Below are 20,043 nucleotides of genomic sequence, written 5' to 3'. Positions count from 1 at the left end.
ACGGTCTGGCTGTAGGCTTGGCCGAGCACAGGCGTCGGCAGGGAGGTCGTGGTGATGGCCACGGCGGCGGCGATCGTGCCGCTGTAGGCCTGGTTGCTCGAAAGGCTGTTGGCGCCCGTCGCCGTGATCGTGAAGCTGTATGCCCCCGCGGCAGTGGCCGTACCGGAGATCGTACCGGTCGACGCGTTGAGGGTCAGCCCGGTCGGCAGCGCGCCGGTCGTGACGGCAAACGTCACCGGGGCCGTACCGCCAGTCGTGGCCACGGTCTGGCTGTAGGCTTGGCCGAGCACAGGCGTCGGCAGGGAGGTCGTGGTGATGGCCACGGCGGCGGCGATCGTGCCGCTGTAGGCCTGGTTGCTCGAAAGGCTGTTGGCGCCCGTCGCCGTGATCGTGAAGCTGTATGCCCCCGCGGCAGTGGCCGTACCGGAGATCGTACCGGTCGACGCGTTGAGGGTCAGCCCGGTCGGCAGCGCGCCGGTCGTGACGGCAAACGTCACCGGGGCCGTACCGCCAGTCGTGGCCACGGTCTGGCTGTAGGCTTGGCCAAGCACCGGTGTCGGCAGGGTGGTGGTCGTGATGGTCGGCGCCGTCAGCGCTGCGGCCACAACGCTGGAATAGGGCGAGCCCGAAATCGCCGTCCCGTCGAGGGTGATGGCGACGGTGTCCGTACCGGCGGCGGTCGGGGTGTAGGTGACCGAATAGGTCCCATTGCCGTTGTCGGTGATGGCGCTGGGCGTGGCGCCGGCGTTGGTTCCGCCGATGGTGACGGCCAGGCCGCCGGAGGCTCCGGTCATCACCGTGCCGCCGGCGTCGCGGACCGTGATGACCACCGTTGTCGCCTGCCCCGCCGTACCGGACGGCACGCTGGCCGTCGACTGGCTGGCGTTGCGCACGCCGACATAGGTCACCGACACCGTGCCGGCGCTGGTCGTGGTGGTGCCGTTGGCCGAGGCGGTGGCGGTGTAGGTCACCGTGCCCGACTGCAGGCCCTGGACGGTGAAGCTGGCCTGGCCGCTGGCGTTCGTCGTGGTCGAGGAAGGCGAGATCGAGGATCCGCCCGACGGGCTGCCTGCGATCGACACCGTGGCGCCGGACACGGCGGTTCCCGACGACAGCTTCACCGTCACCACGAGCGTCGCCGTCCCTCCGACCGAGGCGGTGGCGCTGGAGCCGCCGTTGACCAGCAGGGTCGTCTGGGAAGGGTCCGGGGCGGTGGCGTCGATATACTCGTTGAGCTTGGTGACGATGGCGTTGGAGCTGCCGCTGTAGCTGCTTGAGGTGGTGTATGAGCCGCTAAGGACCAGCAGTCGGTCGCCGCCGGTCCCGCTGAACGCGACAGCGTTCATCTGCGTGTTGCCGTTAGGGTAGCGGGAGTTCAGAACCCCCGTCTCGGAATGGGCCACGCCGCCCACCGTGTAGTACAGGGTGCCGCTGGTGTTCTGGAACGACCGCTGGTTCCCGTTGTCGCTGAAGCGGATCGAGCCGGCGTCGGCGGTCAGCAGGGTCGTCGTGGTGAAGGTCTGGCCCGACAGTCCGCCCTGATAGGCTCGGTTAAAGGTCAGCGTGGCGGCCAGGGAGGGAGCCTGGCTCAGCGCCAGGACAAAAAGCGCCGCGACCAGACGGACCAGGGTGGCCTGGGCAATGGTCTTGAAGCTCGGAACGCGGGTCGCAAAGGTCATTGCCGCTCGCCTGGAGATCGCCGATTGAAGGCGTCCGTTAAGCGGGTGCGATCCTTAATTTGCAGGTTAGAATCGGCCTCCAAGGGTGGCGACATAACGTCGCTCGCCGAGCGCTGGGCGGCCACGATTTTGATCGGTTTTGCGATTGGGTCCGGTGGTACGAGGCGATGCTGGCCCGCATGGGAATCGGGCCGAGGGTTTGGTCCGATTCTACTTCGATGAGTTCGAGTACAACCACCACTGGGGTGCGGACGACTCCGTCGAAGACCTGCTCACGCGGCCCAATCCGATCCTTGAGACGGTCAACACACTTTTCAACACCCGCATGTCCCGCGACCGAGGCCGCGAGCTGCTCTACTGGCTGTTCTCCGACAATCCGTATCCCGAACCCGGCATTTCGGTTTATGCCGGATTTGACGCTGATGGTGGACGCCACTCCGCGCGGTCGATTCAGCAGACGAGCCATCCTGCGCTCAGCCGATTTAGGTCGCGACTCGAGCGGGAGAACGCCTTCGAAGTGGAGGCTGGCGTCTTTGGCCTGCTCGATGGCCTGGGCGATCGCATCGATCGCACGGTAGAGGTCGGCCGCCAGTATTTCCGGGCACGGACCGGCGTGGAGGGCCAGTATCGAAAGCGCGATGACTGGAAGCCGGAAGTCCGTGACAAGCCCTTGTCGGGAGCTCAGATCAGCGCGTCGCCGCCGCCAATGGCAAGACCAGGTCGGCTAAACCGAGCGGGCGTCTCATTCCTTTACCTGGCCAGCGACGAGCTAACGGCGGCGGCGGAAACCCGACAGCAGATTCATCATGTCCTGGCGCCGCTCGATCGCGCAGGCCCTCGCTAAAACCCCGACCGGCACACAGCCCGCGCAGGCCAGTCCGTCGACGGCAAGATCCGTTGTTCTTGTTGGCCATGGAGCTTCCGAGGGAGGCTGTTCTGGAAGTGGGTCGGCGCTCGTTGGCCTGGCCTGAAGATCTGAGACGCCGATGGACCTACGCGGCCGCAGTCGGCACCGTCGGAGGCTACGTTTTCTAGCGGGTTTAAGCCAACACGGCTGCGCTAGGCAGAACTCCACAACGCACACATTTCCAGTCGCAACGATTGCGGATCGGGAAGTCGCAGGGTTTGGAGTCGGGAAGCGCCAAAATCAGGAACGTTGGAGCAACCGGTGACGGCCGGTGTGCGACTCGCAGCGTTTGCAATCCGTGACAATGGCACACTGCGACATTACTAAACGGCGGCTACACAACTTTTGCGTCTAACCAAGATTATCAGAAATACAGATATCGTTGCTTGGTCGATGCCGCCTCGGCCTAGTTGTCAGGACCGGCTAACCGTGATGGCGGGCCCTGGACATCCACGGCTCGCCTCTTCTCGGCGTGCAAGGTCGCTAGACCGCTGCTGCCCCAGCGTCGGTCACAACCTGACGCGACCGGTGCGACGATCCACCTCACCACGAGGTAATCTTAGGGCAAGGCCGGTGGGCGAACAGTGCTCGCGGGGGCGCTCTCTTGGATCAGACTCAATTCTTGCAAGCCGGACGTCGGGCCACCCTAGGGTCTCTGGGTCTCCTGGAGACGACGCCGGAACCAGCCTTCGACCTCTTGGCGGAAGCAGCCTGCGGTGCAGCCGGCGCGGATGCTGGGTTCGTGGTGTTCATCGACGGAGACGACGTCTGCCTCAAGGCGGCGGCGGGGCGCCATGCACGCGCCTGCGCGCAGCGGGACGTCTACTGCCAACGCGTTGTGCGGACGGCCAAGACACTCGTCGTCGCAGACGCCCTTCCAGCTGGCGACGGCGGCGCGGATATCGGCGCGTTCGCCGGGGCGCCGATCGTTGTTCAAGACCAAGTCATTGGAGTGGTGTGTGTCACCAGCAAAGCGCCGCATGTTTTCCTAGACGCGCAGATCGCGCAGATCGACCTCTTGGCCCGCATGGCCGGCGAGCGGCTCGAAACGCGGCACGAGAAGCTGTTCCTCTCACGGCTGTTCGACGGCACCTCCGACGCCGTCCTGATCGTCGATGAGCAGCAAGTCATCCGGCATTGGAACGCTGCAGCCGAAGGCATGTTTGGTCACACCGCTCAAGAGGCGCTTGGGCAGGCGCTGCGAATGATCATCCCGCAACGCTTGCGCGCTGGGCATGACCGAGGCTTTACCCGCCTCTGCAACGGTGGGCGGCCCACCCTTGCCGGCGCCGTTGAGGTGCCTGCCTTGCGGCGTGATGGCTCGGAATTCCCGGCAAGCCTTTCGCTCTCGGTCTGGCGTGACAACGAAAGGATCATGATCGGGGCTATCATTCGCGATAATTCCGAGCGCGAGGCCTTGAACCAGGTGCGCGTCGCCAGCGAGGCCAAGACCCGCTTCTTGGCAAATATGAGCCACGAGATCCGGACGCCGCTCAACGGGATCATCGGCCTTGGCGATGTGCTTTCGCGCACGGTCCTAACCCCGGATCAAGGTGACCTGCTTCACGCGATGACGGGCGCGGCGCGCACATTGGAAGGCCTGCTGAGCGATGTTCTGGATCTGGCCAGCCTTGAGGAAGGCGCGCTCCGAATAGCCTCCGAGCGCTTCGATCTGCTGGCCGCTGTCCGAGAGGTCGGCGCTCTCCATCGTCCGCGCGCCGAGGCCAAGGGACTGGACTATGTCGTGGTTCAGCCCTCGGGCGAGCATTGGGTGGTTGGCGACCCCATGCGACTGCGACAGGTGATCGGCAATCTCCTGAGCAACGCGGTCAAATTCACCAATGCCGGCCAGATCCGCCTCGACCTCGAGGTCGACGGTGAGGCGTGGCGCTTTGCCGTCACCGATACCGGTATTGGCTTCGACGACGCGGCCAAGGCCCGCATCTTTGACCGTTTCACCCAGGCCGACGACTCCATCACGCGACGCTATGGCGGATCGGGTCTTGGTCTTTCGATCTGCGCCGATCTCGTGCGGGCGATGGGCAACGAGCTGCGCGCTACCTCCATGCCAGGCCAGGGCTCATGTTTCGAATTCAGTCTCGCCCTGCCCGAGGCTCACCCGGGCGCCACGGTCGCTGAACCGGTCGCGCGGGAAGACCACGGCATAAGAGTGCTTCTTGCCGAAGATCATCCGGTCAATCGCAAGGTCATCGAGCTGATCCTGGCGGAGGTTGGTGCCGAGCTCGTTTCTGTCTGCGACGGTCGCCAGGCGGTCGAGGCGTTCGCCGCCGAGGCCTTCGACCTTGTGCTGATGGATATGCAGATGCCGGTCATGGACGGGCTCAGCGCTACGCGCGAGATCCGGGCTCGAGAGAAGCATGATGGTCGCTTGCCCTGCCCGCTGATCATGCTTACCGCCAACGTACTGCCCGAACATCTGCGCGCCAGCTTTGAGGCGGGCGCCGACCGGCATCTTGGCAAGCCGATCGAGGCGGCTCGTCTCTTATCGGCGATCGACGAGGTCCTGGCAGGCCGCGATCTCGCTTGACGACCCCTTTGCGCCGCGGCGGCCGAGCGCACGACCGACGCTTTGCTGCGCGGGCAGTACGCGGCAACTGATCTTTCGCAGTTTTCCGTGAGGGCCGCGCGGCGGCTAGGTCGTCGTCTCGGGCGTCACCAAGTCCTTGGCGGGGTCGGCACCGGTCAAAGCATTCTGGATGCCCGTGAACAGTCCGGATGCGGAGATCGGCTTGGCGATATGGAGGTCAGCCCCCGCCGCCAACGCCTCGTCACGGTGATGATCCATGGCGTTGGCGCTTAGCACAGCAATCGGTGTTCTGGCGCGCCCGGATCGCTGCTCCTCGAGCCGCATGGTTCGGATCGCCGTCAGGCCGTCCATGACCGGCATCTGCATATCCATCAGGACCAGATCGAAATCGGCCTCACGCCAGGCGTCGAGGCCGAGCGCTCCATTCGAGGTAATCGTCAACGCCACATCGGCCTCGGCGAGGATCAGGCTGACGACACGCTGATTGGTCTCGTTGTCCTCCACCAACAGGATCCGCAGCGACCGCTCCATCGACAGGGTCTCGCTCGGCCCAGTGTCCCCTGCGAGGGCTTCAGGGATCCCAAGCGGAATGCTGACGGAGAAGGTGCTGCCCTCCCCCGGCGCCGAGCGTACGGTGATCGTCCCGCCCATCAGATCGACCAGCGACCTTGCGATCGACAATCCCAGACCAACGCCCCCAAACCGACGACTGATGCCGGCGTCGGCTTGATGGAATGGCTGAAAGAGCGCTTCGGCCTGGGCTTGATCAAAGCCGATGCCGCTGTCCTCCACGGATATGACCAGCTGTGGTGTTTGCCCCTCGCAGCCCAGCCCCAGGGTGACGCGCACCAACCCTTCCTGGGTGAACTTCACCGCATTGGAGGTCAGGTTGGTTAGGATCTGTTTGAGCCGGACGCTGTCACCGAGAAAGGACTGGTCAAGCGCCGCATCGCAGACGCTTTCAAAAGCCACTCCCTTGGCGCGCGCGGCCAGGCCGGCGAGTTCCAACACTCCGTCCAGCTCCTCGCGCGGGCGGAAGGGGCGCACGTCCAGCGTCAAGGCCAGCGCCTCGACCCTGGAGATTTCCAGAATGTCCCCGACGAGGCGCTCCAGGGTCACCGCCGAGGACTCGATCAGAGCCACCATGTCGCGCTGGCGGGCGCTTAGCTCGGTGCGCTGGAGGGCGCCGACCACCCCCACCACCCCGTTCAAAGGCGTGCGGATCTCGTGGCTGACATTGGCCAGAAAGTCGGCCTTGACCTGCTTGGCGTCAATCGCCTCCTGGCGCGCCTTGGGCACCTCGGCTTCATAGGCTCGCCTGGCGGCCGCTCGCGCCAGGCTGATATGGATACGACCGGCAGGCCGGCCTGCGTCGCGCTCCTGGCAGGCGTTGAGCACGACCGGCACGCGCTGACCGTCGGGACGCGCCACGTCCAACACGATTTCATCGACGCGTCCGGTCAGGGCCAATTGGGCTTGAAGGCGGCCCTGCAGATAAATCCGGCTTGCGACACTCAGGAGGGCGGTGAGCTTTATGGGCTCGACCATCTCCGCGCGGCTCAAGCCGACCACATCAAGGAAGTACGGATTAGCCGACAGGATGGTCAGTTCGGCGTCAAAGGTCGCCAGGCCGCAAGGCGCGAGATCGTAGAGGCGCCCCAGATCGCTTGGAGAGAGCGGATTCAAGCCCTTTGCCTCAAGACGCGCTGACGAAAGGTCTATCAATGAACGCCTGCATGGCGCTGATCACCGCCTGAGGCGAAGTGAGATGCGGACTGTGTCCGGTCGCGTTCAGGACAATGCGCTGGCTACCTTTGATCGCCTCATGCATGAAAGCGCCCACCGGGGGCGGCGCCAGCGCGTCGTCGCTGCATTCGATCAGCAGCGACGGCGTTGTGACGGCGCGGCACTCGACCCTGTGATCCGACATGAAGGTGGCGCGAGCGAAATCCTTGGCTATGGCGGGATCGAGGCGGCAGACACTGCTCTGCCATTCAGTCTGGAACTGCGAGCCATCGACCACGGCCGGCGCCAGCGTCGCTGACCAGTCCAGCTGGTTCTTCTCCAGCAGCTCGAGCAGCTCTTCCAGATCCTGGGATGCGAAACCGCCCACATAGGCCTCGTCGTTGGCGAAACGCGGCGAGCCGCAGATTAGGATCAGGCGGGCGAAGAGATCCGGTCGCCGGGTGGCGGCCAGAACGCCAATCATCGCGCTCACCGAGTGGCCAACAAAGGTAACGTCCCGTAGACCTTCGCTTTCGCAGATCTCGATGACATCGGCGGCGTAGCCTTCGAGACCGGCGTACTTTTCGGCCTGATACGCGCTGGCGTCGGAGCCTCCGGCGCCCACGTGGTCGAACAGCACTACCCGCCCGACGGCGGCGAAGGCCGGGGCCACTAGCCGCCACATCGACTGGTCGCAGCCGAAGCCGTGGGCGAACAGGAAGGTCTGCGCGCCCTCGCCCTGGATGGTGACGTTGTTGCGGCGCTGGACGCTGATCGGCTGGATCATGACCGCCCGATCACGCGGCCAGGCCGTGATGAGCGTCAACCTCATCTTCCGAACGGATCTGGAACCGCCCGACCAACCCCCCAAGATTGTGGGTCTCGGTCGCCATGTTCGCCGCCGCTGCCGTCGTTTCCTCGACCATGGCCGCGTTCTGCTGGGTGACCTGATCCATGTGATTGATCGCGGTGCTCACCTGGTTGAGGCCCAGCGCCTGTTCCCGAGCCGAACGGGAGATTGCCGCGAGCAAGGTGTCGATGTCGGTCACCTTGTCGACGATTCCATCGAGCGCCTGTCCCGTTTCGGTGACGAGACGAACGCCTCTGGCCACCTGCTGTCCGCTGGTGGAAATCAGCGCCTTGATCTCCCGGGCCGCCTCGGCGGATCGTTGCGCCAGCGATCGGACCTCCTGGGCGACGACGGCAAAGCCGCGGCCTGCCTCGCCTGCGCGCGCGGCCTCGACGCCGGCGTTCAGCGCCAGGAGGTTGGTCTGGAAAGCGATCTCGTCGATGACGCCGATGATCTTGCCGACTTGGCTGGAGCTGACCTCGATCTCGGCCATCGCCACGACGGCCTCGCGCATCACCTCGCCCGACCGCACAGCGTCCACGCGCGCGCCAGATGCCGCTGAGGCAGCCTGCTCGGAGTCGTCGGCGCTGCGTCGCACCGTGGCGGTGATCTCATCCATCGCCGCGGCGGTTTCCTCCAAGCTCGCGGCCTGTTGTTCGGTGCGGCGCGAGAGGTCCTCCGCGGCGGCCGCGATCTCGCCCGCGCCCATGCGCAAATTGCCGGCCGCGCCGTCGATAGCGGCCATGGCCTGGCTTAAGCTCTCGACGGAGCGATTGAAGTCTTGCTTGATGCGGTCGTAGCTGCCTGGGAAAGCCGCCTCGATGCGGACGCTCAGATCGCCGACGGCCACCCGCTCGAGACTCTCCCCAAGGGTCGAGACGACTAAGGCCTGCGCCGCCTCGGCGCGATCCCGCGCGGCGTTGCTAGCCGCCTGCTGCTGACGGATCTCGGTGATATCGGTAGCGAACTTGATGATCTTGTAGGGTTTGCCCTGGGCGTCCAGGACAGGATTGTAGGAGCCCCGGATCCACACCTCCGCCCCGCCCGCCCCAATTCTACGAAAGGCGTCGGCGAAGGTCTCTCCCGCGCGCAATCGCTCCCAGAACCGCGCGTACTCGGCGCCGCCGGCGTCTTCCGGCGGCACGAACATGCTGTGGCGACGGCCTTTGATGTCCTCCAGGCTGTAACCCATGGTCGCCAGGAAATTGTCGTTGGCGTCGATGATTGTGCCGTCGAGCTCGAACTCGATGACGGCCTGCGAACGGTGGATGGCCGCCACCGTCGCTTCGAGATCCGCGACCTGCTCGCGCAGCGCTGCCGTCTGCTTGTTGTCGATCCCGAACATGCCCGCGCCTTCAAACCTGAATGAGGAGGTCGTCATACACAGCCTTGCTTAAGGCTTGATTATATCGACTGCGATATTTTCGCGACTAACAAAAAGAGACATACCCTTAACGGACTCGTTCTAGTCATGGCCCGATCTTGGAGGCATTCCCGATGGACGCCCATCGCGCTGAGACATCCAATGCCGTTGGGCTGACGCCCGACTATGCCGACTTGCACCTGGACAAGCAGCTGTGCCTGGCTCTGCAGGTCGCTAGCAGCCTCGTCACCCGGATCTACCGCGGACTGCTCGAGCCGCTGGGCCTTACCCATCCCCAATACCTGGTCCTGATCGCGCTCTGGGAGCGCACCGACCGTTGCAGCATGGGCGATCTACGGCGCGGCCTGTGCATGGATACGGGCGCGGTGACGCCGCTGGTCAAACGGATGGAAGTCGCCGGGTTGCTCACCCGGTCTCGCGACGTCGTCGATGAGCGACGGGTCTGGGTCGACCTGACCGCGTCCGGCTGGGCCCTACGCGACAAGGTCCTGGCGGTCCGTCGCGACGTCGTCGAGCGTTTGCCGCTATCCGGTAACGAGATTGCGGCGATGCGCTCCAATCTGCAAAGCTTCAACGCTGGCATGCTCGCCAGCACCCCGCCCCTTCGCTGACACGCGACCTCAATGGTCGCGGCGCCAAGGCCGATCCCTAAAGGCTTCAGCAACGGGATGTTCAGCGCCGCGCCTCGCGGCGACAAAATCTTCAACGATCGCCACCGCCGCTCGCTGAGAAGACGCCGGCGCTAGAGATCTCCCCGTCGTGGCGAGTATCAATGAAGCGCCTCCGCCACCTTCGAGTTCAGGTGCGTGGGCTGGATCACGACAAAGCCGCGCTCGGCGTAGAAGTTCACCAGCGGGCCATAGCCATCCTTCGAGGGGATGTAGTTCGACGGTCCGTGGCCGTGCGACAGGAGCACGATGGGCAGGCATCGCCCGAAACGGGCCCGGTGATCCGCAGCTCGAGGGGCAGGGCCCGGCCGGACGTGGTCAGCGTGATGGGGTTGATTGAAACCGTCGTCCCAGCCTCGCCGACCGGGATGTGATGGGCGTCTTTGATGAGGTTGTTCATGGCTGCCTTCTCCAGGATCAGGACGCCTTTGCGATCATGAAGAGCGCCGGCGCCGATGACGGAAAGTTAGGGCAGCGGAGAATTCGAACATTCACCAAGCGCGCCATTTGGCTGGCAGGATACGCCAACACGTCGTGTCGCTGACACTGGCTTACTAGCCGGAAGGAACGTCCTGCCGGGAACGGGACTAGATCCTGCTAGCCCAGCATCGCCCCACAGGTCGCGGCAACAGGGATTACTCCCGCACAATGGCGCCGTTCCGGAAGGAGGCTCTCGCCGACCTTCCGGAACGGTCTGATCAGAAGCGCTTGGCCGCACCGATCCGCCCCGTGGTGGAGGTCAGGCCGCCGGCCTTCTCTCCGCCGACGTCGAGGTCGAGGGTCCAACCCGACCCCAGTTCGGCGCCCGCACCGAGTTCCAGATTGACCCGCTCGCCTTTCCAGCCGACGCCGCCCAGTTCGTAAACGGCGCCGTCGAGCCAGTCGGCGTAGCGGATCCGCTGCGGATCGATACCGGCGAACTCCTGGGCGTATTCCAGACGCACGCGCGGGGTGAGAACCACGTCTCCGATCTTGTAGCTCAGGCCAAGCCGCCCGCCGACCACACCAATGCGAGACCGAAGATCGCGCTGGTCGAAGGCCAGGCTGTAGATCTCCGAACCATTCTCGGCATAGGCCTTGAGCTTGCCGTCGATGCTCTTGGCGCGGAGATAAACCGACCAAAGGGCCCGGCCGGTTTGGCCGTCATAGCCCGCGGTCAGGGCCCCAAAGCGCAGCGTCGCGTCGCGTTGCCCCAAAGCGATCTCTCCGGTAGTGGAGATGGTACGATGCGTGTCGAACGTCAGGTCACCGATGCCGGCCACGGCGTCGATGAACGCGCCAGACGATGGGTGGAAGCTGGCATAGCTCGCCGCCGTCCAGCCCTTAGCTTCGACGCGTCCCAGGCCCTGCCCCAGCTTGCTGACGTCCGAGGCGTAGCCGCCGCCCAGCCCCACGGTCAGGGCAGGCGAGACGCGCACGTCCGCGCCACCGCTTACGCCGGAGGTCTGGACACTGAGCTTGGCGCGACCGCTGTCGGGATCACGTCGGCCGACGGTAATGGCGCCGCCCGACCAGACCTCAACCTCGCCAAGCCCGCGCGGGCCCTGCGAGCCGGCGGTCGAGCCGCCCGCCATGCCGCTATCACGGCACAGGCGCTGTTCCTCAGGCGTGCGGGCCGTCGGCGCACAGGCGCCGGAACCGGCGACACCCGACCCCAGCGTGACGCCCAGGCCGCCGGCGCGCTGATCGCCGTGCAGGCGTTCCAGGCGGCGGGAGAAGTTGTCCATCTGCGTGCTGGCGAAGCGGCGGGCGGCCTCGGTCTGCGCATCGCTGATCGCGCGCACGCCAGTGTCCAGAGTGGGATCCGGGCGCGCTTCGATCGTCAGAATGACTGTCAGCGGGTCCGAGACGCCCGAGCTGTTGGTCAGGGTGTAGGTGAAGCGCACCTCGCCCGTCGTTGCCCCCTTCGACGTGAACTCCAGGCTGTAGCGGCGGTCGCCCGCCGTGCCACTCTCGACCAGCCGAGCCGTGCCGACGCTGTCGGCGGGCTTGGTGAGCAGGGCGGCCCCGGTGAACGGGCCGTCCAGGGCGGCCGCCGTCAGGTCGATGACGACCTTGCGTCCACCCAGAGCCGAGACCTTCAGGACCGGCGCGCTGGGCTTGGACTTGACCACTTCAATGTTGACCAGGGCCGGCGCTGAGACGCCCCCTGGACCGATCGCCACGAAGGTGAAGCTGTCGCGGCCGACATAACCCTTGTCAGCCGTGTAGACGGCCGTGAACGCCGGCGCTGGCGCGGCCGCGGCGGCCTTAGCCATGCGCGCGCCCGTTGTGGCGGCCGCCGGCGCGGCGGCGGCCCGAACCATCTCCACATTGCCATGCTTGGGCAGGGTCTCGATGCGAACGTCGGTGACGATGCCCTTAACCAGGCTCGCAAGATCGAATGACACCTGGTCGACGACAACGGCCGCGTCGTCTTCCGCCGTCGTGTCAAGGGTCTGATCGGACGGCGACTCAGCAGTCGGGGGGGGCGGCGGCAGGACCTTGATCTTGACCGTCGCGACGCGAGAGGAGCCGCCTCCCCGCTTGACGCTGAAGCTGAACCCGTCTGGGCCGATATAGCCTTGCGTCGGCTCATAGGTCGCTACTGCGCCCGATACGGTGAGCTTGCCGCTAGAGACGCCCGACTGCATGGCGATCGTGTCGTCCGCGCCCAGGCTCGCCAGCGTGATCGAGACGGAACCGTTGTAGGCCACCTCGACGCTCTGGTCGTCGGCGACGAGCGCCTGGCCGACCGTGCCGCTCAAGGTGATCGAGGCCTTCTGACCGTTTGCGTCGGTCACTTCAATCGTGACGCTGAACGGCCCTGCGGTCGTCGGCGTGCCGGAGATCTGGCCCGTCGGCGAAAGCGAGAGACCGGCGGGCAGCGCGCCACCCGACACCGCGAAGGCGTATGGACCGGTTCCCCCCGAGGCGGACACTGCGGCGCTTACCGCCTCGCCCACGAGTGGCGCGGTCAGGCCTCCCGAGATCGAGACCCGTTCGTTGATCGTGCCCGAATAGGCCTTGGCGTCCGTGACGCTGTTGCTGTCGGTTGCGGTAATCGTGAAGCTGTAGGGACCCGACGTCGTGGCCGCACCACTGATCGCTCCAGTCGCCGCATCGAGCGACAAGCCCGCCGGCAACGCGCCGGCCGAGACCGAGAAGGTCACCGGCGCCGTGCCGCCTGACGTCCCAACCGTTTGGCTGTAGGCCGCGCCGATCACCGGCGTCGCCAGGGCGCTGTTCGTGATCGCCAGGCGCGCCCCGATGGCGCCGGAATAGGTCTGGGAGGCTGTGATGCTGTTCCCATCGGTGGCGGTGATGGTGAAGCTGTAGGCGCCCGGCGTGGTGGCCGTTCCGCTGATCACGCCCGTCGACGTATTGAGCGTGAGGCCCCCGGGCAAGCTCCCGGCCGCGACCGCGAAGGTCACCGGAGCCGTGCCGCCCGACGTCCCGATAGCCTGGCCGTAGGCGACGCTGACCAGAGGCGCCGGCAGGCTGGTCGTCGTGATCGACAGGCTGGCGCCGATAGACCCGGAGTACGCTTGGGCGTCCGTGATGCCGTTATTGTCGGTCGCCGTGATCGTGAAACCATAAGCGCCTGGCGTCGTCGCCGTACCGCTGATCACGCCGGTCGAGGTGTTGAGCGACAGGCCAGCGGGCAGCGAACCGAGAGAGGCCGCGAAGGTCACCGGGGCCGTCCCGCCTGAGGTGGTGACGGTCTGACTGTAGGCGACGCCGACGACCGGGGTCGGCAGAGAGGTCGTGGTGATCGACAAACTAGCGCCGATCGTGCCGGTATAGGTGCGAGTCGCGGTCACGCTGTTGTTGTCGGTCGCGGTGATCGTGAAGCTATAGGCACCGGGGGTCGTGGCCGTACCGCTGATCACGCCCGTCGAGGCGACCAGCGACAGGCCCGCCGGCAGCGAGCCGCCCGAGACGGCGAAGGTCACGGGAGCTGTGCCGCCCGAGGTGGCGACCGTCTGGCTGTAGGAAACGCCGATCACCGGGGTCGGCAGGCTGGCGTTTGTGATGGCCAAGCCGGCGCCGATCGTCCCCGTATAGGTCTTGGCGTCGGTGACGCTGTTGTTGTCGGTCGCGGTGATGGTGAAGCTATAAGCGCCCGGAGCCGTGGCCGTGCCGCTGATGACGCCCGTCGAGACGGCGAGCGACAGGCCCGCCGGCAACGTGCCGGCCGAGACCGCGAAGGTCACCGGAGCCGCGCCGCCGGAGGTCGCGATGGTCTGGCTGTAGGCGACACCGACGACCGGGGTCGGCAGGGTCGTCGTCGTGATCGCCAAGCCAGCGCCGATCGTTCCCGTATAGGTCTTGGCGTCCGTGACGCTGTTGGTATCGGTCGCCGTGATCGTGAAGCTATAGGCGCCTGGCGTCGTGGCCGTGCCGCTGATCACCCCCGTCGAGGCGGCCAGCGACAGACCGGCCGGCAGCGAGCCGGCCGAGACCGTGAAGTTCACCGGAGCCGTGCCGCCGGAGGTCGCGACGGTTTGGCTAAAGGCGACGCCGACGACCGGGGTCGGCAGGGTGGCGGTTGTGATGGCTAGGCCAGCGCCGATCGTTCCCGTGTAGGTCTTGGCGTCCGTGACGCTGTTGTTGTCGGTCGCCGTGATCGTGAAGCTATAGGCGCCCGGGGTCGTGGCCGTGCCGCTGATCACGCCCGTCGAGGTGGCTAGCGACAGGCCGGCCGGCAGCGCGCCAGCCGAGACCGAGAAGGTTACGGGGGCCGTGCCGCCCGAGGTGGCGACCGTCTGGCTATAGGCAACGTTGATCACCGGGGTGGGCAGGGTCGCGGTCGTGATGGCCAAGCCCGATCCGATCGTTCCGGTATAGGTCTTGGCGTCGGTGATGCTGTTGTTGTCCGTCGCCGTGATCGTGAAGCTGTAGGCGCCCGGCGTGGTGGCCGTGCCGCTGATCACGCCGGTCGAGGCGGCGAGCGACAGGCCCGCCGGCAGCGAGCCAGCCGAAACCGAGAAGGTCACGGGGGCCGTGCCGCCGGAGGTCGCCACCGTCTGGCTGTAGGTGACGCCGATCACCGGGGTGGGCAAGGTCGCGGTCGTGATGGCCAAGCCCGATCCGATCGTTCCGGTGTAGGTCTTGGCGTCGGTGACGCTGTTGTTGTCGGTCGCCGTGATCGTGAAGCTATAGGCGCCCGGGGTCGTGGCCGTGCCGCTGATCACGCCGGTCGAGGCGGCGAGCGACAGGCCCGCCGGCAGCGAGCCAGCCGAAACCGAGAAGGTCACGGGGGCCGTGCCGCCCGAGGTCGCCACAGTCTGGCTGTAGGCCACGCCGATCACGGGGGTGGGCAAGGTCGCGGTCGTGATGGCCAGGCCGGATCCGATCGTTCCGGTGTAGGTCTTGGCGTCGGTGACGCTGTTGTTGTCGGTCGCCGTGATCGTGAAGCTGTAGGTGCCCGGCGTGGTGGCCGTGCCGCTGATCACGCCGGTCGAGGCGGCGAGCGACAGGCCCGCCGGCAGCGCGCCGGCCGAGACCGAGAAGGTCACCGGCGTGGTTCCGCCGGAAGTGGCGACGGTCTGGCTGTAGGCGACGCCGACGACCGGCGTCGGCAAGGTCGCGGTCGTGATGGCCAGGGCCGCGCCGATCGTGCCTGTATAGGTGCGGGTCGCGGTCACGCTGTTGTTGTCGGTCGCCGTGATCGTGAAGCTGTAAGCGCCCGCGGTCGTGGCCGTTCCGCTGATCACGCCCGTCGAGGCCGCCAGCGACAGGCCCGTCGGCAGCGATCCCGCCGAGACCGAGAAGGCTACGGGGGCCGTGCCGCCCGAGGTCGCTACCGTCTGGCTGTAGGCCACGCTGATTACCGGTGTCGGCAGGGTCGTGGTCGTAATCGCGATGGCCGGCGCAGAAACCGTGCTGGAGTATGGGGAGCCCGAAATCGCGGTGCTATCCAGCGTAATGGCGACACTGTCTACTCCGGCGGAGGCCGGCGTGTAGGTGAAGCTATAGGTCCCGTTGCCGTTGTCGGTGATGGCGCTCACCGTCGCGCCAGCATTGGTCCCGCCGATGGTGGCGGCCAGCCCGCTGGCAGCGCCGGTCACGACCGCCCCGCCGGAGTCGCGTACCGTAATGACGATCGTGGTCGCCGCGCCCGCCGTACCGTTCGGAACAGAAGCCGTCGACTGAGCCGCGCTTCGCACGCCCGTATAGGTCACCGACACCGTGCCGGCGCTGGTGGTTGTGGTGCCGTTGGCCGAAGCGGTGGCGCTGTAGGTCACCGTGCCCGACTGCAGGCCCGTGACCGTGAAGGTGGCTTTGCCCGTTCCGTCCGAGGTCGCTGAGCTGGGCGAGATCGACGACGCGTTGCTGGGGCTGCCGGAAAGCGTCACGGTAGCGCCGGTCAGCGCTGCGCCCGACGTCAGCTTGGTCGTAACAACGATCGTCGCCGTCCCACCGACCGCCGCTGAGGCGCTGGATGCGCCATTGACGAGAAGGGTCGTTTGGGCCGGATCGGGCGCGGTCGCGTCAACATATTCGTTGAGCTTGGCGACGATGGCGTTGGAACTGCCGCTATAAGAGCCCGACGTGGTGTAGGACCCGCCAAGCACCAGGAGTCGATCGCCGCCGGCGCCGCTGAACGCCACGGCGTTCATTAGGGTGTTTCCGTTGGGGTATCGGGAATTGAGCACCCCGACTTCGGAGAACTGAACGCCGCCCACCTTATAGTAGAGCGTGCCGCTGGTATTCTGGAACGAGCGCTGTGTTCCCCCGTCCGCGAACCGGATCGATCCTGCGTCGGCGTTCAACAGCGTGGTTGTCGTATAGGTCTGCCCAGACAGGCTACCTTGATAGGCCCGGTCGAATGTCAGGTCCGCCGCCAATGAAGGCTGAGCTACGGCCAGGAGCGACACAACGAACAGCAAAAGCGCCGCAACCGTTTGCAAAACGACATTCGGCTTGGCCTTATTGACGGACATTTCTTGCGGCTCGTTCTGGGATAACTCCGATCTGCTTAGGTTGCGCGAGGTTAACGGCGCGGTGAGGATTCCACCCCAGCGGGAGCGTCCGATCGTCGCACTCTTTCAGGACAAGGGACGATCTGGGTGACCTAGGTCTTCGCCCTATACAGGCGGAAAGACAGTCTTGAGGGCGCGGCCGTGTTGCGACACCAGCAAGGATCGGGCGATGTTGGCGCGCCCTTGCAGGCGACGCCTGTCAGCGAGCCCGCTACGTGGCGAGGCTGACTAGAGCTGCGATCTTGGACGCTAGGTCGTCGCCCCTGAAAGGTTTCTCCAGAACCTCCGCGCCTGCGGGCAGCTGTAGCTCTGGCCTTGCAAAGCCCGTCAGGACCAGGATCGGCAAGCCCGGTTGGGCAGCCCGCGCCGACCAGGCCAGATCAGCGCCATCTCGATTTGGCATCGCCAGGTCGGTGACCAGCACATCGGGCCTGGCCCGCGCCAGGGCCCCAAGCGCTTCCTCGCTGGAGCCGGCCGTCGTCAGGATGAAACCCCTCTCTTCGAGGGAGGCGGCTGTCGCGGCCAGCACGACCGCATCGTCGTCAACCAGCAACACCTTCACGTCCGGCGCTACGACCGGGGCCAGCGCCGCCTCCGGCGCGGCGACTGGCGGCGCGCCCGGCGGCAGCCAGATCCGAACGGTCGTACCCTGTCCCAGGGTACTCTTCAGGGTAAGCGCGCCTCCTGATTGCGCCGCCAGGCCATGCGCCATGGAGAGACCAAGGCCTGTGCCCTTGCCGACGGGCTTGGTCGTGAAGAACGGTTCGGCGGCGCGCCGCAAGGTCGCCTCATCCATGCCGGCTCCCGTATCGACAAGGCCGATCCGCACGTAGGGACCCGCCTTCAGGCCCCCTCCTGAGCGAGCCCTCGCCGTCTCGGCGATCACCGTCAGACCTCCGCCATCTGGCATAGCGTCTCTGGCGTTGATGGCGAGGTTTAGTATGGCCAGTTCGAGTTGGGCCGGATCGATCCTGACGAATAGGGGCGCTTGGCGAACCTCGACATCGACACGCACGGCGCCGCCGACCGATTGCTGAAGCAGTGGCTTGAGGCCCTCCAGCAGCGGAGCCAGGTCCACGTCCTGGGCGGCCAGGTCCTGCCGCCGCGCGAAACTCAAAAGACGCTGCATCAAGCCCTTGGCGCGCTCGGCGCTCTCTAGCGCCGCGTCGACGAGTTTGGCGTTGCGGGGCTCGCCTCGCAGGCGGCCCGATAGAATATCGAGGCCTGCGATAATGGGGGTGAGCAGATTGTTGAAATCGTGCGCCACCCCGCCGGTCATCTGGCCAAGCGCTTCCAACCGCTGCGCCGCCAGATCTCGCGTCAGCTGCGCGCGTTGCGCTGTCAGCTCACGCCTGGCCAGACGCGCCAACAGCACAGCCACGAGCAGCGTCGAGGTGGCGACAAGGGCCAGAACCACCAAGCCCTGCGTCATCGGCCTGGCGTATATCCGGGAAGGGAAGGCCGTGACGACGGTCCAAGACCCGCCCTCCACTGGGCGCGCGACGATGCTGAGATCGCCAGCCTGGACGAGCTTGCCAGTGCGCGATGCGGCCTGAGCCGCCGCAACGAACGCCCTATCGGTTGGGTGCCCAGCCGCCTGGGGCGCCTCGGAGCGGGTGACGATGCGGCCGCTGTCGTCGAGAACCGTGACCGTCCAACCTGCGGGCGCCTTGGCCAAGTTCAGCAACCGCCCCATGGCCACCGGATCCACCACGATCGAGACGACGTAGCGGACCTCCCGTCCATGCAGCACCGGCGCGCGCACGGCGAAGGCCGGTCTCCCGGAGGGGCCCATCGCGATCGATCCGACCTGAGGGCGGGCGGTCCGAACCGTGCGTTCATGACTTGCGGCTTCTACGACGCGTCCCCGAGGGCGACCGGCGATTGGCCGAGGCACGTCGATCAGTCTGACGCCGGCGGGATCGCTGACGCTGACCGCGCGCCACAGGGGCTCGTCGGTCAAGAAGCGCGCCCCGAGCATCCGAAAGCGTGTTTCGTCGATGGTCGTCTCGAGCGTCGGTGATCTGGCGATCATCTGGACGGCGCGGCGGTCAGCGACCAACTCGCGACCGACTAGGGCGGCGGAAAACTGGGCGAGATCCGCGGCTTGCCGGCTAAGCGATTGCCGTTCCTGGTGGAGAAACAGGGCGGCGACCAAAGCTGCGGCCAGCAGCGTCGGGATCAAAACCGAGAGAAAGAACAGACCTAAGAGCCGCTGCACAACCTCGCCCCACCCTCTCGCGACGTTAGGCGAGTGTGGACGGCAGCGCCACTTTAAATGAGGGAGGTGGACCTAGTGATTTTCAGGCGCTGCAAGGCGATGTGCGACAAGTGACCGCGTGGATATCGCGTTCGTACGCAGTATCGTTCTGGTTCCTCGGAAGCGTCTCTAGTTATCGAATGATAATCCGAGGCGATGAGGTTCCGTGTTCGGAGCAGGGCGCTCGTGACTTCTTTTGACGAAAACGCTCGAGAGCGTATCTTTCAAGAGCTGTTCTGTTCGATAGCCGACATTGGTGAGCCAGGTGCGGCGGCCATGGAACAGGCTCGGCTGGCTCACCATCATTGCTGCAAACTTGAAGCCACGGTCGGCTATCTGCTAACTGCTCTCATGACGGATGACGCCTCGCGGCGCCAGGCACTGGAAGAGCTCCTTTCGGAATACAGCGGAGGCGATGCACGGGTCTCCCAGCCTCCACCGCCTACATGCGCGCCCAGCCCGCGGTTTTCCGTGATCGCGGGCGGTCTCGCCTGACAAAGTGCGCCGAGGCTGGTGGCGTTTCAGGTCGGGTTCAGGCCGGGGAAGATCATGATCGCCAATTTAGACTCGCCGCCTACCTGCTGAAAATTTCAATGGATTGGAACGGCATACGCCTTGGCGGCTTATCTCCGATGTCCGGACGCCCCAAAGCTACCGGACGCGCGGCCCGGCCACACGCCCCCCCGACGATCGCCGGGCCGCCCTTACCTTCCTCCACAGGTTTGTCGGACCCAAGGCCGCGCCCCGGACGTTGCTGAGGGGTGTCTCGAATTCCAAAACCGCCGCGCACCGGCCAAGGCGCCCTGGTCATCGCCCGCCAGAGCCATCCGGTGGCTTTCTCGCTGCACTACCTCGTCGGCAATCAAGGCCAGCGGGGCGCCAAGGGCGGCGTCACGGGTGATCCTGACGCCATGCGCAGAGCCTTCCGCCAAGGCCGCGTGCAATTGACCTTGGACGACGGCAAGGCTTTTGACGTCTCGATCGTCGCTCATGCCGAGGGCATGCGCCACAGCCTATTTTGAGAGCGCGGTCGACATGCGTTAGGCGCGTGGCG

The 20,043-nt window shown here is 66.0% G+C and carries 11 protein-coding genes; 4 read left to right on the top strand and 7 right to left on the bottom strand.

The genetic code is table 11. The features are described 5' to 3' along the window. A partial coding sequence (locus tag DDF67_RS03135) for a putative Ig domain-containing protein (RefSeq protein ID WP_199229134.1) occupies window positions 1-1,679 on the bottom strand: 1,679 nt, incomplete at its 3' end. A 199-nt stretch (window positions 1,680-1,878) separates the two neighbouring features. Between DDF67_RS03135 and DDF67_RS03130 the strand changes: the two genes are divergently transcribed. Both DDF67_RS03130 and DDF67_RS03125 read left to right on the top strand, forming a co-directional pair. Then, complete coding sequence (locus DDF67_RS03130; protein WP_109099490.1) at window positions 1,879-2,523, top strand: RES family NAD+ phosphorylase; 645 nt, start codon at window positions 1,879-1,881, stop codon at window positions 2,521-2,523. 667 nt (window positions 2,524-3,190) lie between these two features. Continuing rightward, on the top strand, window positions 3,191-5,134 hold the full coding sequence (locus DDF67_RS03125) for an ATP-binding protein (protein ID WP_109099489.1): 1,944 nt from the start codon (window positions 3,191-3,193) through the stop codon (window positions 5,132-5,134). Between the two features lie 105 nt (window positions 5,135-5,239). Here the strand turns inward: DDF67_RS03125 and DDF67_RS03120 are convergent, their stop codons facing one another. The 3 genes from DDF67_RS03120 to DDF67_RS03110 are packed head-to-tail and all read right to left on the bottom strand — an operon-like array spanning window position 5,240 to window position 9,054. Further along, window positions 5,240-6,820, bottom strand: a complete 1,581-nt coding sequence (locus DDF67_RS03120; RefSeq protein WP_109099488.1) for a PAS domain-containing hybrid sensor histidine kinase/response regulator — start codon at window positions 6,818-6,820, stop codon at window positions 5,240-5,242. 10 nt (window positions 6,821-6,830) lie between these two features. Next, window positions 6,831-7,646 carry an alpha/beta fold hydrolase gene (locus DDF67_RS03115; RefSeq protein WP_199229133.1) on the bottom strand — a complete coding sequence of 272 codons (816 nt, stop codon included), beginning with the start codon at window positions 7,644-7,646 and terminating at the stop codon, window positions 6,831-6,833. A gap of 10 nt (window positions 7,647-7,656) precedes the next feature. Next, on the bottom strand, window positions 7,657-9,054 hold the full coding sequence (locus tag DDF67_RS03110) for a methyl-accepting chemotaxis protein (RefSeq protein WP_109099487.1): 1,398 nt from the start codon (window positions 9,052-9,054) through the stop codon (window positions 7,657-7,659). Between the two features lie 152 nt (window positions 9,055-9,206). Between DDF67_RS03110 and DDF67_RS03105 the strand changes: the two genes are divergently transcribed. Beyond that, window positions 9,207-9,704 carry a MarR family winged helix-turn-helix transcriptional regulator gene (locus DDF67_RS03105; RefSeq protein WP_109099486.1) on the top strand — a complete coding sequence of 166 codons (498 nt, stop codon included), beginning with the start codon at window positions 9,207-9,209 and terminating at the stop codon, window positions 9,702-9,704. A 158-nt stretch (window positions 9,705-9,862) separates the two neighbouring features. Here the strand turns inward: DDF67_RS03105 and DDF67_RS25455 are convergent, their stop codons facing one another. The 3 genes from DDF67_RS25455 to DDF67_RS03090 form a co-directional block, all read right to left on the bottom strand. Beyond that, on the bottom strand, window positions 9,863-10,009 hold the full coding sequence (locus tag DDF67_RS25455; protein WP_158277981.1) for a hypothetical protein: 147 nt from the start codon (window positions 10,007-10,009) through the stop codon (window positions 9,863-9,865). Window positions 10,010-10,459: 450 nt separating this feature from the next. Beyond that, window positions 10,460-16,366, bottom strand: coding sequence for a putative Ig domain-containing protein (locus DDF67_RS03095; RefSeq protein WP_158277980.1), 5,907 nt, complete (start codon window positions 16,364-16,366; stop codon window positions 10,460-10,462). A gap of 574 nt (window positions 16,367-16,940) precedes the next feature. Next, window positions 16,941-18,950 carry an ATP-binding protein gene (locus DDF67_RS03090; RefSeq protein ID WP_109099484.1) on the bottom strand — a complete coding sequence of 670 codons (2,010 nt, stop codon included), beginning with the start codon at window positions 18,948-18,950 and terminating at the stop codon, window positions 16,941-16,943. An 869-nt stretch (window positions 18,951-19,819) separates the two neighbouring features. Here DDF67_RS03090 and DDF67_RS03085 point away from each other — a divergent pair. Continuing rightward, window positions 19,820-20,011, top strand: coding sequence for a hypothetical protein (locus tag DDF67_RS03085; protein WP_233247527.1), 192 nt, complete (start codon window positions 19,820-19,822; stop codon window positions 20,009-20,011). Window positions 20,012-20,043: the final 32 nt, after the last annotated feature.

It is taken from the genome of Caulobacter endophyticus (genome assembly GCF_003116815.1).
GTDB classification, from domain to species: Bacteria; Pseudomonadota; Alphaproteobacteria; order Caulobacterales; family Caulobacteraceae; genus Caulobacter; species Caulobacter endophyticus.
The sequence above is the reverse complement of the archived record's forward strand: the minus strand, read 5'-3'. Positions and strand labels throughout refer to the sequence as shown.

Excerpts from the sequence above, each read along its gene's own strand:
- DDF67_RS03110 (WP_109099487.1), bottom strand. The coding sequence starts at position 9,054 with ATGTTCGGGATCGACAACAAGCAGACGGCAGCGCTGCGCGAGCAGGTC.
- DDF67_RS03115 (WP_199229133.1), bottom strand. The coding sequence starts at position 7,646 with ATGATCCAGCCGATCAGCGTCCAGCGCCGCAACAACGTCACCATCCAG.
- DDF67_RS03095 (WP_158277980.1), bottom strand. The coding sequence starts at position 16,366 with ATGAACGCCGTGGCGTTCAGCGGCGCCGGCGGCGATCGACTCCTGGTG.
- DDF67_RS03105 (WP_109099486.1), top strand. The coding sequence starts at position 9,207 with ATGGACGCCCATCGCGCTGAGACATCCAATGCCGTTGGGCTGACGCCC.